The sequence below is a fragment of the Alicyclobacillus cycloheptanicus genome (genome assembly GCF_028751525.1).
GTDB lineage: Bacteria > Bacillota > Bacilli > Alicyclobacillales > Alicyclobacillaceae > Alicyclobacillus_L > Alicyclobacillus_L cycloheptanicus.
Map to the genome: position 1 here is coordinate 704,510 of NZ_CP067097.1, position 24,309 is coordinate 728,818.

The 24,309-nt window shown below is 59.4% G+C and carries 26 protein-coding genes and 1 riboswitch; of the genes, 8 read left to right on the forward strand and 18 right to left on the reverse strand.

Annotated features, from left to right (window positions below):
- Positions 1-106: 106 nt before the first annotated feature.
- The 10 genes from JI721_RS03275 to JI721_RS03320 form a co-directional block, all read right to left on the reverse strand.
- Positions 107-1,063 (reverse strand): acetyl-CoA carboxylase carboxyltransferase subunit alpha, encoded by a 957-nt coding sequence (locus JI721_RS03275; RefSeq protein WP_274456656.1) that lies wholly within the window; start codon positions 1,061-1,063, stop codon positions 107-109.
- Positions 1,053-1,931 (reverse strand): acetyl-CoA carboxylase, carboxyltransferase subunit beta, encoded by an 879-nt coding sequence (gene accD / locus JI721_RS03280; protein WP_274456657.1) that lies wholly within the window; start codon positions 1,929-1,931, stop codon positions 1,053-1,055. The genes JI721_RS03275 and accD overlap by 11 nt, the downstream gene beginning before the upstream one ends.
- A 41-nt stretch (positions 1,932-1,972) precedes the next feature.
- Entirely contained in the window at positions 1,973-2,170 is a 198-nt protein-coding gene (locus JI721_RS03285) for a glutamate decarboxylase (RefSeq protein WP_274456658.1), read from the reverse strand.
- A gap of 81 nt (positions 2,171-2,251) precedes the next feature.
- Positions 2,252-3,481: an NADP-dependent malic enzyme gene (ystJ, locus tag JI721_RS03290; protein WP_274456659.1), complete on the reverse strand. Its 1,230-nt coding sequence runs from the start codon at positions 3,479-3,481 to the stop codon at positions 2,252-2,254.
- Positions 3,482-3,616: 135 nt separating this feature from the next.
- Positions 3,617-4,102 carry a phosphatidylglycerophosphatase A family protein gene (locus tag JI721_RS03295; RefSeq protein ID WP_274456660.1) on the reverse strand — a complete coding sequence of 162 codons (486 nt, stop codon included), beginning with the start codon at positions 4,100-4,102 and terminating at the stop codon, positions 3,617-3,619.
- 14 nt (positions 4,103-4,116) lie between these two features.
- On the reverse strand, positions 4,117-7,101 hold the full coding sequence (gene dnaE, locus JI721_RS03300) for a DNA polymerase III subunit alpha (RefSeq protein ID WP_274456662.1): 2,985 nt from the start codon (positions 7,099-7,101) through the stop codon (positions 4,117-4,119).
- Between the two features lie 5 nt (positions 7,102-7,106).
- Positions 7,107-8,414, reverse strand: a complete 1,308-nt coding sequence (locus tag JI721_RS03305) for a DRTGG domain-containing protein (RefSeq protein ID WP_274456663.1) — start codon at positions 8,412-8,414, stop codon at positions 7,107-7,109.
- Between the two features lie 396 nt (positions 8,415-8,810).
- The gene (locus tag JI721_RS03310; protein WP_274456664.1) at positions 8,811-9,737 is read right to left on the reverse strand and encodes a glycine betaine ABC transporter substrate-binding protein; all 927 of its coding nucleotides are present in this window, start codon (positions 9,735-9,737) and stop codon (positions 8,811-8,813) included.
- 21 nt (positions 9,738-9,758) lie between these two features.
- The gene (locus JI721_RS03315; protein ID WP_274456665.1) at positions 9,759-10,592 is read right to left on the reverse strand and encodes an ABC transporter permease; all 834 of its coding nucleotides are present in this window, start codon (positions 10,590-10,592) and stop codon (positions 9,759-9,761) included.
- Positions 10,582-11,712: a quaternary amine ABC transporter ATP-binding protein gene (locus JI721_RS03320; RefSeq protein ID WP_274457632.1), complete on the reverse strand. Its 1,131-nt coding sequence runs from the start codon at positions 11,710-11,712 to the stop codon at positions 10,582-10,584. Before JI721_RS03320 ends, JI721_RS03315 begins: the two co-directional genes overlap by 11 nt.
- 393 nt (positions 11,713-12,105) lie before the next feature.
- Positions 12,106-12,244: riboswitch (cyclic di-AMP (ydaO/yuaA leader) on the reverse strand.
- 265 nt (positions 12,245-12,509) lie between these two features.
- Between JI721_RS03320 and JI721_RS03325 the strand changes: the two genes are divergently transcribed.
- The 3 genes from JI721_RS03325 (at position 12,510) to JI721_RS03335 (ending at position 14,619) form a co-directional block, all read left to right on the forward strand.
- On the forward strand, positions 12,510-13,394 hold the full coding sequence (locus JI721_RS03325; RefSeq protein WP_274456666.1) for a YitT family protein: 885 nt from the start codon (positions 12,510-12,512) through the stop codon (positions 13,392-13,394).
- Positions 13,395-14,185: 791 nt separating this feature from the next.
- Positions 14,186-14,407 (forward strand): hypothetical protein, encoded by a 222-nt coding sequence (locus JI721_RS03330; RefSeq protein WP_274456667.1) that lies wholly within the window; start codon positions 14,186-14,188, stop codon positions 14,405-14,407.
- The gene (locus JI721_RS03335; protein WP_274456668.1) at positions 14,404-14,619 is read left to right on the forward strand and encodes a hypothetical protein; all 216 of its coding nucleotides are present in this window, start codon (positions 14,404-14,406) and stop codon (positions 14,617-14,619) included. Before JI721_RS03330 ends, JI721_RS03335 begins: the two co-directional genes overlap by 4 nt.
- Before the next feature lie 228 nt (positions 14,620-14,847).
- Here the strand turns inward: JI721_RS03335 and cysK are convergent, their stop codons facing one another.
- The 4 genes from cysK to JI721_RS03355 form a co-directional block, all read right to left on the reverse strand.
- Positions 14,848-15,798 carry a cysteine synthase A gene (gene cysK / locus JI721_RS03340; RefSeq protein ID WP_274456669.1) on the reverse strand — a complete coding sequence of 317 codons (951 nt, stop codon included), beginning with the start codon at positions 15,796-15,798 and terminating at the stop codon, positions 14,848-14,850.
- Between the two features lie 160 nt (positions 15,799-15,958).
- Positions 15,959-16,387, reverse strand: coding sequence for a disulfide bond formation protein B (locus JI721_RS03345; RefSeq protein ID WP_274456670.1), 429 nt, complete (start codon positions 16,385-16,387; stop codon positions 15,959-15,961).
- A 102-nt stretch (positions 16,388-16,489) separates the two neighbouring features.
- Complete coding sequence (locus tag JI721_RS03350; protein WP_407654090.1) at positions 16,490-17,653, reverse strand: M20 metallopeptidase family protein; 1,164 nt, start codon at positions 17,651-17,653, stop codon at positions 16,490-16,492.
- A 48-nt stretch (positions 17,654-17,701) separates the two neighbouring features.
- The gene (locus tag JI721_RS03355; RefSeq protein WP_274456672.1) at positions 17,702-18,226 is read right to left on the reverse strand and encodes a helix-turn-helix domain-containing protein; all 525 of its coding nucleotides are present in this window, start codon (positions 18,224-18,226) and stop codon (positions 17,702-17,704) included.
- A gap of 133 nt (positions 18,227-18,359) precedes the next feature.
- Here JI721_RS03355 and JI721_RS03360 point away from each other — a divergent pair, with 133 nt between their 5' ends.
- The gene (locus tag JI721_RS03360; RefSeq protein ID WP_274456673.1) at positions 18,360-19,088 is read left to right on the forward strand and encodes an AzlC family ABC transporter permease; all 729 of its coding nucleotides are present in this window, start codon (positions 18,360-18,362) and stop codon (positions 19,086-19,088) included.
- Complete coding sequence (locus JI721_RS03365) at positions 19,085-19,423, forward strand: AzlD domain-containing protein (protein WP_274456674.1); 339 nt, start codon at positions 19,085-19,087, stop codon at positions 19,421-19,423. Before JI721_RS03360 ends, JI721_RS03365 begins: the two co-directional genes overlap by 4 nt.
- Before the next feature lie 18 nt (positions 19,424-19,441).
- Here the strand turns inward: JI721_RS03365 and argR are convergent, their stop codons facing one another.
- On the reverse strand, positions 19,442-19,861 hold the full coding sequence (gene argR / locus JI721_RS03370; RefSeq protein ID WP_274457633.1) for an arginine repressor: 420 nt from the start codon (positions 19,859-19,861) through the stop codon (positions 19,442-19,444).
- Positions 19,862-20,045: 184 nt separating this feature from the next.
- Here argR and JI721_RS03375 point away from each other — a divergent pair, with 184 nt between their 5' ends.
- A complete protein-coding gene (locus JI721_RS03375; protein ID WP_274456675.1) occupies positions 20,046-21,452 on the forward strand; it encodes a DNA polymerase IV in 1,407 nt (468 codons plus the stop codon).
- Between the two features lie 153 nt (positions 21,453-21,605).
- Here the strand turns inward: JI721_RS03375 and JI721_RS03380 are convergent, their stop codons facing one another.
- Positions 21,606-21,896: a hypothetical protein gene (locus tag JI721_RS03380; RefSeq protein WP_274456676.1), complete on the reverse strand. Its 291-nt coding sequence runs from the start codon at positions 21,894-21,896 to the stop codon at positions 21,606-21,608.
- Positions 21,897-22,037: 141 nt separating this feature from the next.
- On the opposite strand from JI721_RS03380, the gene JI721_RS03385 reads away from it, so the two are divergent.
- On the forward strand, positions 22,038-22,304 hold the full coding sequence (locus JI721_RS03385; RefSeq protein ID WP_274457635.1) for a DUF3243 domain-containing protein: 267 nt from the start codon (positions 22,038-22,040) through the stop codon (positions 22,302-22,304).
- A gap of 54 nt (positions 22,305-22,358) precedes the next feature.
- Here the strand turns inward: JI721_RS03385 and JI721_RS03390 are convergent, their stop codons facing one another.
- Positions 22,359-23,042: a metal-dependent hydrolase gene (locus tag JI721_RS03390; RefSeq protein ID WP_274456677.1), complete on the reverse strand. Its 684-nt coding sequence runs from the start codon at positions 23,040-23,042 to the stop codon at positions 22,359-22,361.
- Positions 23,043-23,115: 73 nt separating this feature from the next.
- Complete coding sequence (locus JI721_RS03395; protein ID WP_274456678.1) at positions 23,116-23,502, reverse strand: YlbF family regulator; 387 nt, start codon at positions 23,500-23,502, stop codon at positions 23,116-23,118.
- 356 nt (positions 23,503-23,858) lie between these two features.
- Between JI721_RS03395 and JI721_RS03400 the strand changes: the two genes are divergently transcribed.
- Complete coding sequence (locus JI721_RS03400) at positions 23,859-24,305, forward strand: globin domain-containing protein (RefSeq protein WP_274456679.1); 447 nt, start codon at positions 23,859-23,861, stop codon at positions 24,303-24,305.
- Positions 24,306-24,309 lie beyond the last annotated feature (4 nt).

Below are 24,309 nucleotides of genomic sequence, written 5' to 3' on the forward strand. Positions count from 1 at the left end.
TTCGATTTCGTGTTTTGTCCCGCATGGACAAAACACGTCCCGATCGAACCGAAAGACATGCCTGCCGAAGCAGGCACCCCGATGTATAGCAACTCTGAGAACCTTACTACCGTTCAGTAAAAGTTCCCATATCCCTGTACTTATCGTACCTCGCCGACAGCAGATCGGCAATAGGCAGCTGCGCCAATTCGTCCAAAGTTTCCACAGCTTTTCGACGAACGATTTCAATCATCCGCTTCGGGTCTTTTTGTGCCCCGCCGAGCGGTTCTTCAATGACGTCATCCGCAATGCCAAGTGCGTATAAGTCCTGTGCGCTGATCTTCATCGTCTCCGCCGCCCGCGGCCCCTGGGTGCTGTCCTTCCACAGAATGGCCGCTGCCGATTCCGGTGCAATGACGGAATACCACGCATACTGCAAAATGAAGATTCGGTCGGTGACACCCAGGCCAAGCGCGCCGCCGCTGCCGCCTTCACCGGTGATGAAAGAAATGGTTGGCGTCCGAAGCCCCGCCATTTCCCTCAAGTTTCGCGCAATCGCTTCACTCTGGCCGCGTTCTTCGGCAGACATGCCCGGATAAGCCCCTGCGGTATCGATAAATAGAATGACCGGGCGGCCGAACTTCTCCGCCTGCTTCATGAGCCGTAACGCTTTACGGTACCCGTCCGGATGCGCCATACCGAAATTGCGGTAAATGTTCTCCTTGGTATCACGGCCCTTTTGATGACCAATGATGGTGACGGGCCGCCCTCCGACGAGGCCAATGCCGCCGACGATGGCTGGATCGTCGCGAAAGGTGCGATCGCCATGCAGTTCAACGAACTCCTCGCAAATCCCCTCGATATACTCCAGCGTCGTCGGTCTGCCGGGCTGGCGCGCTAACTGCACCCGCTGCCATGGCGTGAGCTCCTGATACAGACTTTTGGAGAGTTCGTCCAGCCGCTCCTGAAGTTTGGCGACCTCTCCGGTCAAATCGACGCCGCTCTGCTTCATGAAATTCTGGAGTTCCGCGATTTTCGCGCGAAGTTCGAGAAGCGGCCGCTCAAAGTCAAGTTCATTCGCCACGTGCCCACCCCCTCGACGCGTGGACACGCAAAATCACGGCAAGGGTCTCTCGCATGTCCTTGCGCGCGACCACCTTGTCGACCATACCGTGCTGCAGCATAAACTCGGCCGTTTGGAAGTCGTCCGGCAGCTTCTGGCGAATCGTCTGTTCAATCACACGCCGGCCAGCAAAACCGAACAGCGCACCAGGCTCGGCCAAGATGATGTCGCCAAGGCTGGCAAAGCTCGCGCTCACGCCGCCGGTGGTCGGGTTGGTGATAATGGACACGAACAAGACGCCTTCTTCATGAAGACGTTCCAGCGCGACACTGGTCTTCGCCATTTGCATCAGGGACAGGACGCCCTCCTGCATCCGGGCCCCGCCTGAGGCAGTGAACAGCAGCATCGGAATGCGCTTTTCCAACGCACGCTCCATGGCCCGCGTCAACTTTTCCCCAACCGCCGCGCCCATGCTCCCCATGATAAACCGCGCGTCCATGACGCCAATGACGACCGGATGCCCAGCCAAGGTACCTTCGCCGGTCACAGCGCCTTCGGCCAAGCCCGTGTCATCCTGCGCCTTTTTCACCTTCGCGAGGTAGCCAGGAAACTGAAGCGGGTCGACCGATGTCAAACCCGCGTCGTACTCAACAAAACTGCCTTCGTCCAACGTCATCGCAATCCGTGCGTGGGCGTCAACAGAAAAATGATAACCACAATGAGGGCATGTATATAAATGCTTCTGCAATTCTCTTGCAATCAGTAACGCGCCGCACGCTTTGCACTTGTCAACCAACCCCTTGGGAATATTGTCGGCTGCGACAGGGGTCGTCTGCGGTTGTCCAAGCGTTGCGTAGTGACGTTTCTTTTGGAACAGCTCCTTAAGCACTGTGTCACCTCGTCAGAGATCGGCCAGTTCGGCATCTCTGGTTAGTCATACGAAGTGTGAAGCACGTCATTCAGCACTTCCTGCACTTCGTCCAATTCCGCTTCCGGCACCAGAATCTCAAACTGCTGCTTGGCAACATGCGCCTGCCGAACCTTGACCAGGAAGCCTTCGTTCATCAACCGTTCCTGGATTCGTTCGGCAAGCTTGGCAGATTGCGCGATGTAAATGACGGTCCACATGTGGACTCTCTCCTATACCTAGAGGTTGTCCGTAATGGGTCGGTGGCCTGTGGTCACGCCTGACCAATTCGAACGGCACGCTTAGCGAATACGCGCCATGGTCCGGGTGCGCTCCGCAATTTGCTGCGGATTCACCTGCCGCCGCGCAACGCCGCCCTCCATCGCCGCTTTGGCGACAGCTGCGGCAACAGCAGGCGCCACGCGCGGATCGAACGGGCGTGGGATAATATAGTCAGGGCGGAGTTCATGGTCGGACACCAGCGAAGCGATTGCCTCCGCTGCCGCAACTTTCATATCTTCCGTAATGCTCGTCGCATGCGTATCCAGTGCGCCTCGGAAAATGCCCGGGAAGGCCAGCACGTTGTTGATCTGATTCGGATAGTCGGAGCGCCCTGTCCCGACCACCCGCGCCCCTACCGCGAGCGCTTCTTCCGGGTGGATTTCAGGGTCAGGATTGGCCATCGCAAAGATGATGGCATCCGCGTTCATCGATTGAATCATCGCCGGCGTCAGCGCACCCGCGACAGACACACCGACAAACACGTCCGCCCCTTCGATGACTTCGGCCAGCGACCCGCGCTTGTGTTCACGGTTCGTGTTTCGCGCGATGAGCTGCTTGACGCCGTTCATCCCTTCCACACGGCCCTCGTAAATCGCTCCCTTGGTGTCGCACATAATGACATCGCGCACCCCCGCGGACAGCAGCAACTTCACCGTGGCAATTCCAGCTGCCCCGGCGCCGTTCGCGACCACGCGAATGTCGTGCATGTTCTTTCCGACCACTTTCAGTGCGTTCAGCAAACCCGCCAGCGTCACAATCGCGGTTCCGTGCTGGTCATCATGGAACACGGGAATGTTCGTTTCCCGCTTCAACCGCTCTTCGATTTCGAAGCACGCGGGTGCTGCGATATCCTCCAGATTGATGCCGCCAAACTGTGGTTCCAGCAGTTTCACGGTACGGATGACCTCTTCCGGGTCTTCCGTGTTCAGGCAGATGGGAAACGCGTCCACGCCGGCGAAGGCCTTGAACAAAACCGCTTTGCCTTCCATCACTGGCAATGCGGCAGCGGCCCCAATGTTGCCGAGTCCGAGTACAGCGGTGCCGTTCGTGACCACGCCGACGGTGTTGCCCTTGAACGTATAGTCGTACGCCTTGGCTTCGTCCAGGTGGATTTCCTTGCAAGGTTCCGCAACGCCGGGCGAATACGCCAGGCTCAGGTCATGCGCGCCCGCCACTTCCACTTTCGGCTGTACCGCCAGCTTGCCTTCATGCTGCCGGTGCAGCTCGAGTGCCTCGTCCCGCAGCGACACTGGTCCCCAACTCCCTTGCCAGAGGATACCGGTTCTCATTGAGAATCATTATAGAGGTTGTTGAGAACAGGGTCAAAACACAAATTACCTGCCGATCACGAGGCCCCTGAGGGCTGACCGAGCGCGCGGGGCAAGTTATGCGTCGGGATCGTAGGATGTCACCGCTCTGCTGTGCGCGATGCGGGCAGCCGCCGCGGCCGCGATGCCGGCTACCAAGTCGTCCAGAAAGACGTGAATCTCCTGTTCGTGGTTATTCAATTTTCCAATCACGCCTGGCTTGGCTTTGTCCAGGTAACCGAAGTTGGTGAGGCCGATGGTGCCGTACACATTGGTGATGGCCAGTGCGAGAATCTCGTCCGGTCCATACAACGGTTCATCCGCCTCCATGATTCGCTGGAGCGGCTGCGGCAGAAGCTTGCGCTCCGCCAGTTCATCCAGCGCGATGCCGGTGAGCACTGCGTGCTGCACCTCCCGCTTCTCCAGAACGTGCAAGATGCTGGTACGGCACTCTTCCATTTCCAGCTCCGGGTAATAGGGCAGCTGCAGGTTATGCACGATGGCGGCGATGTCGTCCACCGTGACACCGCGCTTTTGCAGCTGCTCAATCACTTCATGAAACATGGCTGTTCTCTCCTTCATCGTCGCCCACCGGCCGATCCCGACGGGATGCGTCCGATTCGCGCATTGCCAATGCCGACCAGCTCCTCCAGCGCGCCGATGAGCTCTGGGGTGACCGTCACGGTCCACTTCGGCTCCAGCAACCGGACACGCCGCTTCGCTTCGTCGTACAGCGCAACGCGGACCTCACCAGGGTATGTGCGAAGCAGCGATTGAATGTGTGCGACGAGCGGTCTCGTGACAGACGCGCAGCGGATATACAACGCAGCGTCCGGCTCGTCGCCGAAGGTAAGGTTCAGGCCGCCTTGCACGCCCTTCGCGCGCTCTTCCACTGCGGCGTACGCCTGATTGAGCAATTGCAGGGCCACCTCGCCGCTCGCACCGTCTGGCAGAAACCGCGCAAACGCCCCGGCTTCAAGCAAACTCTCAACCGCCTTGCGGTTACACGCGCGGTTGTTCACCCGCTCGAGGAAGTCGACCAAAGACGCAAACGGCCGCTCGCGCTTCGCCTGCAGGATGGCCTCCACGGCGCCTCGTCCCACATTTCGCACGGACAAAAGCCCCGTGCGAATCACCGTGTCGCTCTCCGCCTCATAATACGCCCCGCTTTGCGCCACGCACGGCGGCAGTACCTGAATGCCGTGCTGTCTCGCGTCCCGGGTGTACAAGGTAATCTTGTCGTTCGCACCGATGGCCATCGACAGCAGGGCCGCCAAAAAATCGGTGAGGTGATTGGCGCGCAGGTAAGCTGTCCGGTATGCCAACACAGCATATGCTGCCGCATGCGAACGGGGGAACCCATAATCCGCGAAGCGAACAATGAGGTCGTACACCTCGTTGGCGACTGCCTCTTCGTACCCGCGCGCCATGCAGCCGTCGACAAAGCGCGTCCGCTCCGCCTCCAGCACGTCCCGCTTCTTCTTGCTGACGGCGCGCCGCAGCAAATCCGCTTGTCCCAGGGAAAAGCCGGCCATGAGGCTCGCGATTTGCATGATTTGCTCCTGGTACACAATGACCCCGTACGTGTCCTGCAGAATCGGCTCCAAATCGGGGTGGGGGTAGTGGACGGGCGTGCGCCCGTGCCGCGCCGCAATAAACGTCGGAATGTTTTCCATGGGTCCTGGGCGGTACAAGGCAACGACGGCGACCATGTCCTCAAAGCCCGACGGCTTCAAATCGCGCAGCACCCTGCGCATCCCAGGCGACTCCAGCTGAAAGCACCCATCCGTTTCGCCCCGGGCCAACATGGCGAAGGTGGCCGGGTCATCCATCGGCACCGCCTTCCAGTTGAAGGGCTGCCCGGTGCGCCGCTGAATGCTCGCGACGCAGCGGTCAAGCAGTGTCAACGTCCGCAGCCCCAGGAAATCCATTTTCATCAGCCCGACAGCTTCCACATCGGCCATCGGGAACTGGGTCACTGGCGTCCCGTCCGCTCCAGGCTGGACGGGAACCAGGTTGTCCAGCGGAATCGGCGAAATCACCACCCCTGCCGCATGCACGGACGTATGCCGCGGAAACCCTTCGAGCGCCACCGCAGTCTCCCACAGGCTCTGCGCGTGCTCGTTGGCGGCGAGCAAGTCGCGGATCGCGCCGACTTCCTCCCGCGCCTGCTGCAGCGTCACGCCCGGGTGCCCGGGAATCAGCTTGGCCATCTGGTCCACCAGCTTCGGCGCCACTTGCAGCACACGGCCCGCATCGCGAATCGCAGCGCGCGCCGCGAGGGTGCCAAAGGTGCCAATTTGCGCCACGCGGTCCCGCCCGTACCGTTCCACCACGTAGTGAATGGCCTCGATGCGCCGCTCGTACTCGAAGTCCGTGTCGATGTCCGGCCAGGTCACCCGCTCAGGATTCAGAAACCGCTCAAACAACAGGCGGTTGGCAATCGGGTCAACGTCCGTGATTTTCAACGCGTAGGCCACGATGCTGCTGGCTGCCGAACCGCGGCCCGGCCCCGTCGAGATGCCGTTCTTATGCGCAAACCGGATGAAGTCGGCTACGACCAGGAAGTAATCGGCAAAGCCCAGCCGCTCGATGATGTCCAGTTCGTAATTGAGGCGCTCCAGCACCTGCGGCGAGGGTGTCCCGTACCGCCGGCGCACCCCCGCCTCCGCCGCGCGCCGCAGCACAACGGCCGCGTCTTCCCCGGAAGGCGTGGGATACTTCGGCAGCAGCGTCTGCCCGATCGGCAGTTCGACGTTGCACCGCTGTGCGATCACGACGGTGTTGTCGACGGCCTCCTGCAGTTTGGCAAACCGCCGCTCCATTTCTTCTGCGCTCGCGAACTCGTAGCGGTCACCTGGCAAAAGCCGGCCGCTGTGATTGGACTCCAGCTGCGCGAGCACGCGCTGGATGTCCGCATCCTCCCGGCGCAGGTAATGGACGTCATTGGTTGCGGCCAACGGCACAGATGCCCCGCGCGCCCAGCGAATGAGACTGGGCAGGCCGCGGCGCTCGTCCGGTACATTGTGGTCCTGCACATCGACATAGAGATGCGTGGCAGGGACCACTTGCTGCCAGGCGCGCAGCCATGCCTCGGCCTCCTCCGTCTCCCCCGACGAGAAGCACTTCAGCGCAGCCGACTCCCCGCCGCCGACCAGCGCGATGATCCCGTTTGCCCGCTCGCCGAGCTCGCCGAACGTCACGAACGGCTGGCGCTCTCGCGTATGCGCCAGGGTCACCAACTGCACCAGGTGTTGATAGCCTGTCCAGTTTTCGGCCAGGAGCACGGCGCGGTCAATCAAGGGACCTCCAGGCCGGCCCTCGCGAAGGAGGTCGTGATCGGCATCGCGTCCGACGGACAACTGGACGCCGATGATGGGCTTGATGTGGACCGCCTTGGCCGCCTTGTAAAACGAGACCACGCCGTACATCGCGTTGGTGTCGGTGATGGCTACGGCAGGCATGCCCAAATCGGCCGCGGTACGCACGCAGTCCGCGATGCGCAAGGCGCCTTCCCGCAGGGAGTATTCGGTGTGGACGTGCAGGTGCACAAACTGTCCCACCACCGTCACCTCTCCAACACTTGCGTCGTCAACAGCGCCTTGGCCGCCCGCTCCCCGCCATCGTACGCTTCGACGTCGACCTTGGCAAAACGCCGGCCGAAGTCGAGAATGCGGGCGCGCACCTCGATGCGCGAATCGACAGAGACGGGTTTCAGGAAGTACAAGGTCAGATTTTCAACCACCATATCGACACTGCGGTTGCGCCGCAGGCAAAGAATCGCGCTGTGTTCAATCAGGGTGATGAGCGACCCAGGCGCCAGCGTCCCCACGGAACCTGTCATCTGCGGCGTCACATCCCCAATCAAAGCCAAGGACCCGTCTTCTCCGACCACTTCCTCAAAGCCGCGCAGCACGTTGTCCGAAATGGTTTCCCCTACCTGCGGCTGGCGATTCATCAGCTGCAGGGCCTTGATGACATCCTGACGGCTGAGTACGCCGACAAGTTTGCGGTTTTGGACCACGGGCAGCATTTCAATGCCTTCCCACACCATGCGGTGCGCAGCTGATGCGACCGTCGTCTTCATGGTCACTGTGTACGGCTGTTTGGCCATGTACAGTTCGATGCTGTCCTCTGGGTCCGCCTCCGCGATGTCGCGTGCGGTGACGACGCCGACCAGCCGGTCGTGATCGTCAACAACCGGCAGCCGGGCGTGACCGGTTTCCTCGACGAGGTGGTAGTAGTCCTTGACGCGCTGCCCGCGCTGCAAAACGGCCAGCTCCTGATGGCCGACAATGTCTTCCACAAACAGAATGTCTTTTTTGATGAGCCGGTCGTAAATGGCTCGGTTAATAAGGGTGGCCGTCGTAAACGTGTCATACGAACACGAGATGATGGGCAGTTCCCGCTCGTTGGCGAGGCGCACAATGTCGTCGGATGCCTGGAAACCACCGGTGATGAGCACGGCCGCACCGTGTTCGAGCGACAGCCGCTGGACCTGCTCGCGGTTGCCGACAATCATGAGACTGCCGGGATCGATATACCGTGCGATGGCCTCCAGCCGCATGGCACCAATCACGAATTTATTCAGGGTCTTATGCAGTCCGTCACGGCCGCCGAGTACCGTCCCCTCGACAATGTTGACGACTTCCGCGAACGTCAGCCGTTCAATGTTTTTCTTTTGCGGACGCTCAATGCGAACGGTCCCGATGCGGTCCATCGAGCTGACCAGCCCCTGCATCTCGGCCTCTTTGATGGCACGGTATGCGGTTCCTTCGCTGACCTGCAGTTCACGCGCCACACCCCGGACGGAAATCCGGCTGCCCACGGCCAGCGAAGCGATGTATTCAAGAATCTGCTCGTGTTTTGTACTCACCCAAACGCCTCTTTCTTTCTGACTTGTTCAGCCCGTCGAGCCGCACAACAAGCGCTTCGCTGTGCGCGCTGTTCTTGGCCTCATTATACGCTACGAATCGACTTGGGGCACGAGGGCGGAGGGCGCAGGTTCGCGGCCGGCCGCCCTTGACAACCCCCGGGCGGCACGGAACGCGAAAATCCGCGCAGCGCGTACCTGCCATCGTACGCGCGCGCGGATCGATCTGCATTGATGTGTACACCGTTGTGGTGTGCAGCGCTGCAGCACCGCTCCGTGTACCGCCAGCTCCAACAAGCTTGTACGTGCTTCGAACGAATCTCGCACCAACTACCGCGGCCGATTTCGAAGAATGTACCTGCTTCCCTAGGCCTTCACGGTCTTCTCAGGTTCTGAACGCTACTTCAGCCAACTGTTAATCAGAGACTGGTTGGCCTGCATCCATTCCTGTACACCTTGGTCCGGATTTGCAGAATCCTTGTTGATGTCCTGTTCCAGGGTGCCGAGCTGGTCGGGCGTCATCTTAAAGTTTTTCAGCCATCCTGCCACCGTCGGGTTGCTGCTCGCCCACTGCTTGTTGGCCTCCGTCTGAATCCAGCCGGCTTGGCCAAAGGCGTGCTTGGGGTCAGACAAATAGTCGAGTTTGTACGCCGTAAACGCCCAGTGCGGACTCCACAGCGTGACCACGACGGGTTTTTTCTGCGCGTAGTCGGTTTTCAACTGGCTGAGCATCGCCGCAGTCGAACTCGTCACCAATTTCATGTTGGTGAGGCCGTATTCTTGTATGGCCTTCTGGGCGAGTCCCGTCTCACCGGCGCCTGCTTCAATGCCGACAATTTGGCCGCCAAACAGGGAGGCGTGCGACTCCAGGTCGGAAATCGTGTGAATGCCCTGCTTGTACACGTAATCCGGTACCACGAAGCCCTCTGTCGTCGAGCCCTGATACCATTTGCCGAGGTCCACGTAGTCCGAGCCGAACTTGTCGATATACTGCTGATGTGTAATCGGAAGCCAAGTATCGAGGTAGACGTTGAGGCTGTTGTCCGCCAGACCGGTGTACATCGGGCCGGGGTCAGAGAATTCCTTGATAGTGACGTTGTAGCCCTTGCTTTTGAGGATATCCTGCCAGAGGTAGGTAACCGCCACATCCTCGCTCCAGTTAATCATGCCGAGCGTGATGTCTTTGCTGCCGCTCGTGGACTGCGTGCCAGCCTGGTTGCCTGTACCATTACTGGTCGAGTTGCCGGTCGTGCCGCATCCAGCGACCAGCGCCGCAACGACAACCGCGCTCGTGAGTCCAATCAACGTTTTCTTTGTGTTTGACATCATCTGTAAATCCCCCCCTGGTTATTTGTTGAGATAGTCCTTGCCAAAGCCTTGCGAAATGCGGTCCAGCACGACCGCCAGGATGACAATCGCCAGTCCGGCTTCCACCCCTGTGCCGACGTTCAACGTTTCGAGCGCCTGCATCACATCGGCGCCCAGTCCGCCCGCACCGACCATCGAAGCGATCACGACCATCGACAGGGCCAGCATCAGGGTTTGGTTGACCCCTGCCTTGATGCTGGGCATGGCCAGCGGAATCTGCACCTTCCACAGCAACTGCCGGTCGGTTGCGCCAAACGCCTCCGCCGCCTCGACCAGGTCTTCCGGAACCTGCAAAATCCCGAGCCGGGTCAAGCGAATCGACGGCGGCATCGCAAACACGATGGTAGCCAAAATCGCCGGTACCGTGCCGACGCTGAACAAGAGCAGCACCGGCACCAGATATACGAACGGCGGCATCGTCTGCATCAGGTCAAGGATCGGCGAGATGACTCTGTAGAGGCCGGCACGTCTTGCCGCCGCGATGCCAATCGGAATGCCAATGACAAGCGAAATCGCCGCGGAGACAACCACCATCACCAGCGTATTGATGAGGTCGTTCCACAACTGCAAGTCGTACACAAACACAAGCCCGATGGCGGTACCGACGGCCAGCTTCCACTTGCCGGACAGGTAGCCAATCGCGGCGATGAGGAGAATGACCAGCCACCAAGGCACCCACAGCACGCCAGCGGTGATGGCGTTCATCACGTGCTCCACGAATTTCGAGATGTCCATCAGGACAGGTCCGAGGACCTTGGTAATCCAATTGACAAAATCGTTGATCCAATTGGCGAGCGGTATCTTAGGAAGCATGTGATTCGCCTCCCTGGGTCGCCATCGCCTCGAGGATGGAACTCTTCATGACCAGACCGCGAAGGGCCTTTTGCTCATCGAGCACAGCAAGCGGGTAGCGCGTTGTCACGATGGCGTTCACGAGTTCGTCCAGGGGCGTGTCCATTGCCACGGTCACGACATCTTCAAACGGACCATCGGCCAGTGTTCTCTTCTTTTCTGCGGCCAGTTTGCTGAGGCTGTCAACCGTAATCAGCCCACACAGCCGCCCCTCATCGACGACAAATCCACTGGACAGCCCTGCATCACGCAGCCTGCGCAGGGCCACCGTTGGCCCTTCTTGCAAGCGCAAAACCGGGCTTGGGCGCTTCATCACATCGGCCGCTACCAAGACCTTGGTTACGTCGACCCCCTTCAGAAACCGTTCGACGTACTCATTGGCAGGATTCGTAATGATTTCTTCCGGCGTTCCGACCTGCACCACGCTGCCATCCTTCATCAACGCGATTCGGTCGCCGAGTTTCAGCGCCTCATTCAGGTCGTGCGTAATGAACAAAATGGTTTTGTGCAACTTCTGTTGGAGATTCAGCAGTTCGTCCTGCATATCATCCCGAATCAACGGGTCAAGCGCGCTGAACGCTTCGTCCATCATCAGGATGTCCGGGTCGTTCGCCAGGGCCCGCGCAAGACCGACACGCTGCTGCATGCCGCCGCTCAGTTGCTGCGGGTAGTGGCTGCCCCACTCGTCGAGCCCGACCAGCGCCAGTTTTTCTCTCGCAATCTCAAGGCGCTTCTGCTGTGGCACATTTTGCAGTTCGAGTCCAAATGCCACGTTCTGCTCGACCGTTCGGTGGGGAAACAGGGCAAACTTCTGAAACACCATCGCGGTCTTTTCCCGACGAAATCTCAGCAAACCTTCCTTGTCCAGGCGGGTGACGTCCTGACCGTCAATCACAATGCTGCCGAAGGTGGGTTCAATCAGTCGATTCACGCAGCGAAGCAGTGTCGACTTCCCGCTCCCCGACAGCCCCATGATGACAAACAATTCCCCCGGCATGATGTCCAGGGTGACGTTGTTGACGCCAACCGTGGCACCGGTTTTGCGCCGGATCTCGTCTTTGTCGGCACCTTGCTGCAGCATGGTACGGACTGTTTCGGGCCGACCGCCAAAGATTTTTGTAACACCTTTCAACTGAATAAGCGCATCCAAGCTGCCCCACCGCCTATTGTGTAATGTGGTTGTCTGACGTTCTGTACGCCTCCTTTGTCCGTCGACGGATCGATGTGGATCCGCGCACGTTGATGCAGCGCTTCGCGATTGGGAACCGTTAGGACTTGTGAGCAGACGTCGCCCTTGGCCTCAACGCACGACGTCCTTCGCCGCGTAGTGGAAGTGATATCGGGATCATGCGGCCAGCTGGCACCGAATTGGCAAACCCAATTTGGACGCAAAAAAACCTCGATGTGAACTTCGAGGGCTTGCAATGTGGTCTATGCGGATACAATTGAGGAAAAATAGACAAGAAGTTGATCCACAAACCCTCGACCTACGCTGGCGAAGTTAGCTGACGGGCTCGGGCCGTCGAGTGGCCCGTCCTCACAACAGAGAATTTGCCCCAAATGCGTGGTTCCTCCGCTTTCCTGGCAACCAAGAAATTAAGCGCATAATTCACTATAACAGATTCGATTGACTTCCGCACGGTTTGACGCAAGTTACCAGCCATCCATCGCACAGCGTCTCACGGGCGCGTCAGCGCGCTTGTCTCTGTACAGAACTGGGTACGCCAGCAGACGTGGACACGCAGACTATGCGCGCCAGCGCGCTTGTCTCTGGGCAGAACAACGGTAAAATAGGGGAGTGCGTTCATGAGAAAATCGTGATCATGAACCGAGTGAGGCCAATCCCATTTTAGGTTAAGGGAGGCGGGGGCGTACCCCATGAATTCCGAACGGCTTAGTTTGTCGCACTGGCTGGACGGGCGGCTGCATCCGTTCCGCTCGCTGACGGTTCGCATTATTTTACTGCTGATTGGTGATTTTATCGGCGCCATCGCCTTAAACAATTTCCTCATCCCGGCCCACATCCTGTCGGGCGGGATCACCGGTTTGGCCCAGATCATGCAGCACTTCACAAAGATTGGCATCGGGACTTGGTACTTCCTGTTCAATATTCCTTTGTTCATTTTGGGGTATCGCTACTTGGGGCGCCGGTTCATCGTCCTCACCGGCGTGGCCATCATCGGGTTTTCTGTGTTCACCGATTTTATCCATATTCATTTCATCGCCAAGGGAGATCCACTGCTCATCAGCCTGTACGGCGGCGTTCTATCGGGAATTTCATCCGGAATCATTTTCCGCATCGGCGGCTCCACGGGGGGCACGGACATTGTCAGCCTGGTGTTCAACCGAAAAACGGGAAGAAGCATTGGCAGTCTGTCGTTCGCGATGAATGTGGTGGTGGTTGCGTTATCCGCCACCGTGTTCGGCGTCGAAGCAGGCATGTACACCCTGGTCGCCATGTTTGTGAGCGCGCGCGTGATGAACTCCCTGATGAACTATCAGCAGCGCAAGACGGCGCTCATCGTCAGTTCGAAAGCGGAGGAAATCGCTGATCGAATCTTCCACGAACTGGGCAGAGGCGCAACCTTCGTCAACGCTTCCGGCGCCTACACCAAACACGAACTCGGCATGCTGATTTGCGCCTTGACCCAACTGGAAATCGGCGAATTGCGGCTCCTGGCCACCGAAATTGATCCGAACGTGTTCATCACCGTCCTCAGCACCACCGAAGTGATTGGCCGCTTCCGCCACCCCGCCACATGAGACGGGCGTCGGACGGAGGCACGAGGCGGGAATTGGGTCTTGCGGCCGAGGCGGGGCGGGGGCGGGGCTGGGGCTGGGGCGGCGCCCCATACGGCGCCTTTCCTGCCTTAACGCCACCTCGGGTGCCCGCCGCGGCGCCGCATACGGCGCCTTTCCTGCCTTAACGCCACCTCGGGTGCCCGCCGCGGCGCCCCATACGGCGCCTTTCCTGCCTTAACGCCACCTCGGGTGCCCGCCGCGGCGCCCCATACGGCGCCTTTCCTGCCTTAACGCCACCTCGGGTGCCCGCCGCGGCGCCGCATACGGCGCCTTTCCTGCCTTAACGCCACCTGGGGTGCCCGCCGCGGCGACCCATACGGCGCCTTTCCTGCCTTAACGCCACCTCGGGTGCCCGCGGCGGCGACCCATACGGCGCCTTTCCTGCCTTAACGCCGCCTGAGACGGCCGCGGCGACGCCCCATACGGCGCCTTTCCCGCCTTAGCGCCGCCAAGGCGTGGCCCGACCCGCCGTCCCGGACAACCAAGCCGCGCCCGATCGCCGCCAGAGCGCCAGCCATCCCCGAATTTCAACTCATTCTCTCTTTTGACGTAATTGGAAGTTTATATTTTTTTCGCGTTGGCGATAACGATCATGAGGCTATCAGTCCGACCGGAGTCAGCTGGGTGCGCTGGCATCGGGCCAAATCGCTCGCATCTGGCGCAATGGGGTGGACCTGCCTCAACCAGCATTGCCTCGGCCAGTTGTGACTCGGCCAGCCTTCAAAAGGCATTGAAAAAGGAGGAAAGATTCAATGAAGCAGATTCCGTCAACACTGGTTCTGGCGGCTGTCTGTATCCTGTTCGCGTCCTGGCCATCCGTTCAGACCTGGGCGGACGCGACCTCCGTCCACCACTACCTGATTCATGGACTCTACATTATCGCGGGCGGATTCACTGGTTTACAGACATCCTGGTGGCTGCATCAGCCAAGCGCTGTGCAGCATGTTGAAGAAGAGAGCGGGGTGAGTTCATGAAGCGGAGCACCCGCAAGGCAACCTTGTCCGCGTATCTCGGCGCCGTTCTGCTGGTGGTTGGGTTCTATCCGGGGCTGGACAGCATCCTCGACCGGATCCCGATGTTGCACGCGCTGTGGCATCTCTGGCTGTTCATTGGCGCTGCGCTGCTGATTTACGGTTTGGAAAGCCTGCGTATCCTCGCACGCCGGTATCACCGCATGACCACCTGACACACGCACCGCGTGGACTCGTCAGGCACGCAACGTTCGTCAGGCACGAAGTGCTGGAAGACGAAAAGGCGGGAAGACGAAAAGTGCAAGGAAGGCTGTCCCTGCGGCCACCGAAGGTACGGCAACCGCCTTGAGACAGCCTTTTCCTTGAGACAGCCCTTTCCTTGAGACACCCGCCCCTGGACAGCCGCGCCTATGACGCGTGCTGCCGGGAAATCACCGCACACGTCACCGTCCGAACAGGTCTGAGGACAGGTATCGTTCGCCGGTATCAGGTGCCATGCATAAGACCCGGGCGGACGGAGGCAGGTCTGCGGCAATGGCGACCGCGAAATATGCAGAGGCTGCACCGGAAGCACCGACCAGCAAGCCTTCTTCTGCCGCGAGGCGGCGTGCCATGGTCTGCGCATCCTCATCTGTAATATGAAGAATTTCATCATAGATGTCCCGATTCAGGACTTTGGGGATAAAACCAGGGCCCGTGCCGGGGATCTTGTGCGGCCCAGGCTTCCCGCCCGCCAGGACGGGTGAACCGGCCGGCTCGACAACGTAGATGCGAATTCCTGGAATCTTCTCCTTCAAAACCTCGCCCGTCCCCGTCACCGTGCCGCCGGTCCCCGCGGTCAACACCAGGGCATCCAACCGTCCTTGGAAGTCTTCCAGAATTTCAATCGCTGTCGTATCCCGATGCGCCTCCGGATTTGCAGGATTGTCAAACTGCATCGGAATAAAGCTGTTCGGCGTCTGTTCCGCTAGTCGCAGCGCTTCGTCGATGGAACCCTGCATGCGCAGCGGCGCCGGCGTCAGGTGCACCTTTGCGCCATACGCCCTCAAGATTTTTATGCGCTCTTCCGTCGCGTTTTCCGGCATGGTGATGATGCAGCGGTAACCTTTCGCGGCGCACACCATCGCCAATCCGATCCCGGTGTTTCCCGAGGTCGGTTCAATAATCACGCTCTTCCCCGGCTCAATGTGCCCTTCCTGCTCCGCACGTTCGATCATTCGCAGAGCGGGGCGGTCCTTCACGCTTCCTCCCGGGTTGTACGACTCGAGCTTCATGAACACCGCCGCGCCGCCTGGCTTCGGAATCCGATTCAGCCTGACCACGGGCGTACGGCCAATCAAATCCAACACAGAATCGTAAATCGTGACAGTCACCTTCCTTACGGTTCTCGCCAAGGGCCTCGCCGAGGCCAAGGTCCGCCTCGCCCCAGGCCCTCGCCTGTCGCGGCCCCAATCCGCTACTATCCTGCCAGTATAGCATGTCAACGAAATCGAGCAATGCGCCTGCCTGTCCCTCCACCAGCGCCCTTGAGACCCCCGTCCAGCGGCGCCGTGTTCACCGGTAGACGGAGGCGGCCGCCGCGCTGCGCCGGTAGAGCGCCAAACACACCCCAATACATAGAAAGCCGAGAAACGCCAAGAGCGGCGGCGTGATCCAGCCAAACCAGACGAAATCCGGAATCTGGCAGGGCACAGCCGAACTGCAGGAAGCTGTCCGGGCCACGCCAGGCATGATTTGCATCAGGTAGTGATACGCCGAGATGAACAAGCCGACGATCGGAAACGTGATCGCGATACGAAAGGTATCTGACTTTCTGGCAAAGACGCCGATGCCCAAAATCACAACCAACGGGTACATGCAAATGCGCTCATACCAGCACAAATCGCACGGGAGCCACCCCAGAATGTCACTCCAGTACAAACTGGTCGCGGTCGCGATCAGGGAAACGACCCACGCCCCGAACAAAAACCTTCGACGCCCCATCCAACCTCTCCCCATCTCCCGTTTACATGCCAGCGCCGCGCGGCACAGGCGGCGCCGGCATGCTCACATCCTCACGCCTGTGGGCCGCGCCTAATCTAAGCCTCATCCCTGATGCAGTGCGAGCCAGCGCAGCGCAGCTGCCACAAAGATTTCGCTCGTCTTGTGCATCATGGACTCGTCGACATCAAAGGAGGGGTGGTGCCAGCCGTGCGGTTTCCCAGTCCCCACCCAAAAGAAACACCCGGGCAGCTTCTCTTGATAGACAGAAAAGTCTTCGCCGCCCATGGTCGTCTCCGCCGTCACGACGTTGTCTTCGCCAACAACCGCCTTCGCGGCCTCCAGCACGACGTCGGCTGTCTTTTCATGGTTGATCACGGCCGGCAGCACGCGTTCAAACTCCACCTCGGCGTCACCGCCAAAGGCCTCCGCCGTCTGCTTGACAAACTGCGAGAGACGCTGTTCGATGACATCCCGCACGTCTGGCTGCAGTGTGCGCACAGTGCCCTCAAGGACAGCCTCCATCGGAATGATATTGCGCGCCGTCCCGGCCTGAAATTTGCCCACGGTCACGACCGCGTTGTGGTGGGGCGAGACGACCCGGCTGACCAGGTGCTGCAAGCCGCTGACGATGTGTGAGCCAATCACAATCGGATCGACCGTTAATTCGGGAATTGCAGCATGACCGCCGACCCCCTTCACGACAATCCGAAACTCGTCGACGCTCGCCATAAGCGGACCTGATTTCACGCCGATTTTGCCGCACGCGAGCAATGGGTTGTTGTGTTCGCCGATGATGGCGCCGACGCAAAGGTCGTCAAACACCCCGGTGGCAATGATACTGGCAGCCCCCTGCCCGACTTCCTCTGCAGGCTGAAACACGAACAGAATGTCTCCGGCAAAGGACGCCTCGCTGTCGGCCGCCTGCTTCGCCAGCACCGCAGCGCCGAGACCTGCCGCAGTGTGAAAATCGTGCCCGCAGGCATGCATTTTGCCCTGGACTTTTGATGCCCACGGCAGGCCGGTCTCCTCGACAATCGGCAGCGCGTCAATGTCCGCGCGGATCGCGACGCACGGCCCCGGCCGTTTGCCGCGCACGATGGCCAGCACCCCCGTCTCCAGCGGATAATCGAGCACCTCGATGTGCGCTTCCTCAAGGAACGCCCGGATGGCCTTGGTCGTCTCGTACTCTTCCATACTTAATTCAGGATGTTCGTGCAACTTGCGCCGGAACGAAACCAGCGCCTGCTGCAAAGCTTCTGTCGCCATCGGTGCGCTTGGCGTGGACATAGACTTCACTCCATTCTCGCAAGGTTCTTACAAGGTTCGGGCGCCGACCGTTGTGTAAAACATCGTCAAATGCGCAACAGCCGTTGTTTGACCCGGATTTTCGTAGGTGTGCGGGATGTCTGCGGCAAAGTTCAAGGCATCCCCAGGCTGCAGCTCGTAGGTCCCGCCTGAAACCGTGATGCGCAGAACCCCTTCAAACACCGTCACCGACTCCATGACGCCAGAGGTGTGCGGTTCGGCGACGCGTTTGCAGCCTGGCTGCAAAATCATTCGAAACAACTCAACGGGACTTCCCGGTGCACGATATGTGCTGAAGACCTGGTAACGTTCTTCGTCTTCGTAAAACGCGGTCTGGTCGGCAGCGCGAACCAGCTGCAGCGGCGCTTCATCCTCCAGGAACGACGTAAACGGTACATTGAACCCCTTCGCGATTTTCCACAAGGTCGCGATGGTTGGACTGGAAATCCCCCGTTCAATTTGACCGAGCATGGGTTTGCTGACGCCCGTCAACTGGGCCAGCCTGTCCAGCGACAAGCCCCGTTCCTGCCGCATCTCACGCAGCCGGTTCCCCAGGCGGACGGTGACATCATTTCTGCCTTGCGGTTCGATGGGTTTGAGCCCCTTCCGTTCTATATGCTATATTATTCTTAATGTAAGTTATACCATACGACGGGAAGGGTTGCGGGTGCCAACTTCAAACGTGCAGTACACCCACAACAATGCAAGCGTAGCACAACCGATCTCTTGGCAAAAGGACTTTGCACGGGCGCTTGCAGATGGGTTTCCTTTGTCTGTCAGTGTATTCGCGTACGGGTTTGCGTATGGCGCCCTCGCGCGCAGCACAAACCACCTCGGATTCTCCAGCGCTATGGCACTTTCCATCTTCGTGTTTGCGGGTGCGTCGCAGTTCAGCATTCTCTCCCTACTCCACCAAGGCGCCACAACCATCGCCATTGTGGTCGGCACCTTTCTCCTGAATGCCCGCCAGATGCTTTACGGACTCACACTTGGCCCATCGCTGACACGGCTGCGGCCGCGGCGGTTGTCCTGGCTCGCGCACGGACTGACCGATGAGAGCTTCAGCATCATGGCTGTGGCCAGCCAGTCCAGGCCCATTACCGCAGCCTATATGGCAGGTGCTGGCAGCGCCATCTTTTTCCCCTGGCAAATCAGCTCAGCCCTTGGCTTCCTGGCTGGGGGACTAATTGGCGACCCGTCCCGCTATGGGCTTGATTTTGCCTACATCGGTGCCTTTCTGGGATTGCTCGCGGCACAGTTGAAACACCGCAGCCACGTCATCGCAGCCATCCTGGCAGCAGTCGTCGCAATCGTTGTGTATCGCGCTTGGGGCAGCAGCGGTGCCATTCTGGCTGGCGCTGCCGTCAGCTTTGGATATGGGGTGACGCGTAAATGACCGGGACCCATCTGTACGAGACCGGCGCTGGTTTTGCAGTACTGGTGGCACTTTGCGCCATCGCGACCTATTTGACTCGCTGGCCAGCCATCTTGCTGGGTCGAACGTGGCGCCCTTCCCCGCGCATCGCCCGCACCTTCAGTTATATTCCCATCGGAGTGTTCGCCGCCATGGTGGCGCCAGCGGTGGTGTGGCACCCCGCAACGGCGGGCCATCTGGACTGGGCGTTTCTTTCTGCCACCCTGGTCGCGCTCGTCGTGGCGCTGCTTACGAAAAAGCCCTTATGGGCCATGGTGGGCGGTGTGCTGACGATCGCCGTTTGGCATGCGCTCTAGCACCGCTGGTCAGCCGCGTCAGGCCAGCCACGACGCCAGTGACTTGGCGGATGCTTCATCGGCGCAGATGAGCAGAAGCGTATCGTCGCCCGCCAGCGTTCCAAGCAGGTCAGGAAGGTTCATATTGTCCAGGATAGACGCGATGGCGTGCGCGTTGCCGGGTGCCACGCGAAGAACCAGCAGGTTATTGGCGCGGCGGAGCGACACAAATACGTCTGCCAGTCTCCGGCGCAGGGCGTCGGCGGAAACCGGCGCAGCGGAGACAGGAATCGCATACTTGTAGCGTCCATTACTGCCGACCACTTTAATCAACTGCAGTTCTTTGATATCTCTGGAAATCGTCGCCTGCGTAACCGGAAATCCAGATTCTTCGAGCGCCTTGACCAGGTCTTCCTGGGTTTCAATCTCGCGCTGGCTGACAATTTCCTTAATTCGCATGTGTCGTTTCTCTTTCACGTTGTTGCCCCCTGAAACCAGGTACCCTGGCAATTTGTCCGAAGCGGGGGTATGGTCAAGCCCCGCCGATTGGCGGCATGCCTGGACCACCCGTTGCCAAAACTATACCACGACACGATAAGATTGTGAGAAGATGCGATCAGGGAACACAGAGGAGGCACAGGCGATGACTGCAAACGGGCAGGAGTGCACATTGAACCGCTCGATTCTGCACATCGACATGAACGCCTTTTATTGTTCCTGCCACGCGGCAGAGGAGCCCGAGTTGTACAAGAACCGCCCGACCGCGGTCGCAGGAAGCCCGCAAACGCGGCACGGCGTGGTGGTAACGGCAAGTTACGAGGCGCGTCAACGCGGCGTCCGGGCGACCATGACGGTGCAGGAGGCGCTGCGCGTGTGCCCGGACCTGATTGTCATTCACCCTGACTTCGACCTGTACCGCAAGTACGCCAAGCGCGTGTTTGCGCTGGTGCGGTGTTACACCCCGCAAGTGGAGATTGTCAGCATCGACGAGTGCTTTGCCGACGTCACAGGCAGCCGTCAGTTTGGGACAGCTCAAGAAATTGCGCAAACCCTGCAGCAACGCATCCTCGAAGAACTGGGACTGCCGTGTTCGATCGGGATCGCGCCGAACCTGTTCTTGGCCAAAATGGCGAGCGACTTTCGGAAGCCCATGGGGCTGACGGTCATCACGCTGGACGACGTCCCCGCCTTGTTGTGGCCGCTGCCCGTCCAAAGTATGTTTGGCGCAGGGGCGAAGACGGCACAGCGGCTGGAACGGCTTGGCATTCGAACGATCGGAGACTTGGCCCGCGCTCGACCGGAGCCGTTGCTGCGGTCGCTCGGGAAACGCGGACTGGAATTGAGGGCGTGGGCAAACGGATTGGATGATCGGCCCGTGCAGGCGGAACCGGATGCGCAGAAGAGCATTGGACACTCCATCACGCTGTCGAAAGACGCAGACCAACCAAACGAGCTGGCGATGGTACTGATGAACCTGTCTGACCAAGTGGGCCGCAGGGTACGACGGCACGGTCTGGCGGGGCGTACCGTGCAGCTTACCATCCGCTACGCAAATCGCGAGACCATCATACGGTCCCGGACACTGCCCGTGCCGACGCAGCTGACCGAGGAGATTTACCGGGAGGCACTCGCCCTCATGACGGAGCACCGCCGCACTGACCGCAAAGTACGCTTGCTCGGTGTAACGCTTCAAAATCTGCAGTCAGCCGAAGCCGACGGTGTATCCTCCGTGGCCGGGAACGAAGATGCGCCTGGTACACAAGTTCTGCTGCCGCTGTTTGCCGACGTTGCAGTGCCGGCGGCCGACCCAGAACCGCGGTTGACCGACGACAGGCGTGATCGGCTGCGGAAACTCACGGAAGTGACAGATCGCTTGCGTGATCGGTACGGGGAAGATATTGTAGTGCGTGGACGAATGTTGCAGCCGCACGAAAGCAGTCAGATTCGCAACCGTCGGGTTCGCGGGACATCACTGCAGAAAGACAGCTTCCATAAAGACAGCTTCCAGAAGGGGATGAACCCAAGTGCAGATTTTGGCCGGAGCGATTGAACCCATTGGCGCCATCCTGCTTTGCCTGTTGTGCGCGGCAGGCGTTGTGTTCTGGACGAGACATACATAAATCAGCTTGTCCGCAGGCATTTATCTTGTCGTGCCCCGGCACATGCCGGCGTTCAGGCATGTGCCGCTGACTGATTCATTCCCTCAGGCTCGTCCGCGTTCGCGGCGGACTGGCGAAGCCGCCGACCGTGAGGTGAACAATTCACGCTCTTCCAGGATGCGGCTGCGCTCCCGGTCGGCCCCGACGACAAAGTATAAGTTCGCTGCAATCGCCAGCCCGGCAAATAAAATCCAGATGACGCTGAAGGAACCGCCCAGGCCGTGCTGTAACGCCGGGATCCGCGGGAGGCCGTACGCCACCAGGGCCACCAGTGCACAGGTATATACTATGGCCCGCCGTCTGGCTGTGCGCCCGGGCAAGGTTTTTCTCCGCATGGTCTGTCCCCCTTTGCGTGGCTTGAATCATCTATATGCCTCGTCCCCTTCGCGTATGCTTTCCATGCATACAAAACGAGACATTGCGGAACCCTTTAGATGTTTCTTGGATTCACTTCAGAAGGGGGCATGGCCGTGGGGATGCAGGATGCAATGGAAAATGCGTTAGAAAATTTCGACCGATGGAAGGAATTCCTTGGTGCCCAAGTCGATCGCGCGCAATCCATGGGGGTCTCAAACGACCGGATTACACAGGTCGCAGCCAAGATGGGAGACTTCCTGGCGAACAAGGTGGACCCGAAAAATGCGCAGGAACGTTTGCTGAAGCAAATGTGGGATGCCAGCACAGAGGATGAACAGCAAACCCTCGCGCGCGTGATGGTGAAAATGGCTGACCGCGCACATTAAGCGCGCGATACTTGTTGGGCCGGGGAGATTCCCCGGCCCAGCTTTTGCCTGACTTTATACTTCCAGCGACTGACCGGGTTCCAGAACGACGCCCTTCATGCCTTTGGCGTCGACCGCTTTCGCGAACGACTGGCCGTCCTGATTGATAAGGTCGAACGTGTTGTAGTGCATCGGAATGACCTGCGGGGCGCGGAGCCACTCGGCCGCCAAAAGCGCGTCATCCGGGCCCATGGTGAAGTTGTCGCCGATGGGTAAAGCCGCGACATCAATCTTGTTTCGTTCACCAATCAACTTCATATCCCCGAACAAGCCCGTATCGCCCGCATGATAGAATGTCTTTCCACCCATTGTGATGAGGAATCCGCACGGATTTCCGGCATATTCAATCCGATCCTCCAATTCAATCCCAGACCCGTGGAACGCCAGCGTCAGCTTCACGTGACCAAAGGAGAAGGTGTGCCCCCCGCCCAAGTGCATCGGGTGCACATTGAAGCCCTGCCGGCCAAAAAACATCGCCAGCTCGAACGGCGCGATGATGGTCGCCTTGTTGGCGCGGGCAATTTGTTCCGTGTCTCCGACGTGATCGCCATGTCCATGGGACAGCAAAATCGCCTCGACTTTCACATCCTGCGGACCAATATCCGCTTTGCCGTTGCCGGACAGGAACGGGTCAATAATAATCGCGTGGCCGCCTTCTTCAACGGTAAAACAGGCATGACCGTGGTATGTAATCTTCATGGTTCAATCCAACTCCTTTCGAGGATGGTTGCATCAAGATGGTTGGGTCAAGATGGTTGACTTCGGCGAGGACTCAGCCCCCAGCGCCTGTACTGCCTGACGCCTCGTCTGCCAGCGGCGGCTGTATCCCAGCCTCTTGCATCACTTTCGCAAGAATCCCCTGGATGTCCCAGAAGATTACGCCGAGCTGCCGCTCGCCTTCCAAATAGTTGCGAACCAGCATGTTGAGATTGACCACTTCCGTTAGTTTCTCAAACGCCGAGCGTTCCTCCTCGGTGAGGGTTTGACCCAGCATCTGCTTTTGCTCCAGTTCCATTTGCCGCTTCCGATAATCCTGCAGCATCTCAAGCACGGCCGGATCGGCTTCAATCTTCTGCTTCACATCCCGCAATCGTTGGAATGCGTCACTTTGCCTCAGTGCATCCGCCAATTCGTAGGCCTTGTCGTACGGATTGACCATGGACATTCCCCCTTGCTGCAAACAGGCTGCCACCCGCATGCGGATGAATCTGTTCCCTCGGCACAAGCCAAATCTGCCCAATTTGGTTTCATTATATCGCACACCGGACGGACAATCACACGCCAGCGGGACATGCGTCGCCCCCCGCCGACCTGGCTGCCAACCGATGACGCGGCAACGGCGGCCGCTGCGGACTCACCGGACGCATCATCGCATCGAGCGTGATCGTCGACACACCATGTTACACTGTTGGGAGGTACCATTTGTAATGGCAGCAGCAGATTGCTTTTGTCGCCGCGCGCACGGCGGACCGTGTTCAACCACAGGGAATTTGATGACAAAGTGAGGAATAGCAGATGTCTGAGTCCAACGCCGAGATGAACCGGGCGCGGCCCAATCGACCGGCCGCCACCCAAACGATATACGATATCGCCGGTGGAGAAGCCACCATACACGCGTTAGTCGATCACTTCTATACCCGCGTCGCAGAGGATCCTTTGCTGAAGCCGTTGTTCCCCGACGATTTCACGGAGATCCGGCAAAAGCAAAAGGCGTTTCTCACCCAGTTTTTTGGCGGGCCTGCTTTGTATGCCAAACAGTACGGTGCCCCGATGATGCGCTACCGCCACCTGCGGTTCCCGATTACGCGGGCCCATGCACAAGCCTGGCTCCACTGCATGTCAGGTGCCATGGACGACATTGGGCTGCAGGGGGAGCTGCGGCGTGTCATGTTCGAGCGGCTGGCGATGACGGCAGCGCACATGGTCAATACCCCGGAAGACGGAGAAAAGGGAGACGTTTAAACGG

What these genes read in the sequence shown, in the direction of transcription:
- JI721_RS03285 (WP_274456658.1), bottom strand. Translation starts at nt 2,170, where the DNA reads ATGTGGACCGTCATTTACATCGCGCAATCTGCCAAGCTTGCCGAACGA.
- JI721_RS03295 (WP_274456660.1), bottom strand. Translation starts at nt 4,102, where the DNA reads ATGTTTCATGAAGTGATTGAGCAGCTGCAAAAGCGCGGTGTCACGGTG.
- JI721_RS03310 (WP_274456664.1), bottom strand. Translation starts at nt 9,737, where the DNA reads ATGTCAAACACAAAGAAAACGTTGATTGGACTCACGAGCGCGGTTGTC.
- JI721_RS03315 (WP_274456665.1), bottom strand. Translation starts at nt 10,592, where the DNA reads ATGCTTCCTAAGATACCGCTCGCCAATTGGATCAACGATTTTGTCAAT.
- JI721_RS03320 (WP_274457632.1), bottom strand. Translation starts at nt 11,712, where the DNA reads ATGCTGCAGCAAGGTGCCGACAAAGACGAGATCCGGCGCAAAACCGGT.
- JI721_RS03325 (WP_274456666.1), top strand. Translation starts at nt 12,510, where the DNA reads ATGAATTCCGAACGGCTTAGTTTGTCGCACTGGCTGGACGGGCGGCTG.
- JI721_RS03330 (WP_274456667.1), top strand. Translation starts at nt 14,186, where the DNA reads ATGAAGCAGATTCCGTCAACACTGGTTCTGGCGGCTGTCTGTATCCTG.
- JI721_RS03335 (WP_274456668.1), top strand. Translation starts at nt 14,404, where the DNA reads ATGAAGCGGAGCACCCGCAAGGCAACCTTGTCCGCGTATCTCGGCGCC.
- JI721_RS03345 (WP_274456670.1), bottom strand. Translation starts at nt 16,387, where the DNA reads ATGGGGCGTCGAAGGTTTTTGTTCGGGGCGTGGGTCGTTTCCCTGATC.
- JI721_RS03350 (WP_407654090.1), bottom strand. Translation starts at nt 17,653, where the DNA reads ATGGCGACAGAAGCTTTGCAGCAGGCGCTGGTTTCGTTCCGGCGCAAG.
- JI721_RS03355 (WP_274456672.1), bottom strand. Translation starts at nt 18,226, where the DNA reads ATGCGGCAGGAACGGGGCTTGTCGCTGGACAGGCTGGCCCAGTTGACG.
- JI721_RS03365 (WP_274456674.1), top strand. Translation starts at nt 19,085, where the DNA reads ATGACCGGGACCCATCTGTACGAGACCGGCGCTGGTTTTGCAGTACTG.
- argR (WP_274457633.1), bottom strand. Translation starts at nt 19,861, where the DNA reads ATGCGAATTAAGGAAATTGTCAGCCAGCGCGAGATTGAAACCCAGGAA.
- JI721_RS03375 (WP_274456675.1), top strand. Translation starts at nt 20,046, where the DNA reads ATGACTGCAAACGGGCAGGAGTGCACATTGAACCGCTCGATTCTGCAC.
- JI721_RS03380 (WP_274456676.1), bottom strand. Translation starts at nt 21,896, where the DNA reads ATGCGGAGAAAAACCTTGCCCGGGCGCACAGCCAGACGGCGGGCCATA.
- JI721_RS03385 (WP_274457635.1), top strand. Translation starts at nt 22,038, where the DNA reads ATGCAGGATGCAATGGAAAATGCGTTAGAAAATTTCGACCGATGGAAG.
- JI721_RS03390 (WP_274456677.1), bottom strand. Translation starts at nt 23,042, where the DNA reads ATGAAGATTACATACCACGGTCATGCCTGTTTTACCGTTGAAGAAGGC.
- JI721_RS03395 (WP_274456678.1), bottom strand. Translation starts at nt 23,502, where the DNA reads ATGGTCAATCCGTACGACAAGGCCTACGAATTGGCGGATGCACTGAGG.
- JI721_RS03400 (WP_274456679.1), top strand. Translation starts at nt 23,859, where the DNA reads ATGTCTGAGTCCAACGCCGAGATGAACCGGGCGCGGCCCAATCGACCG.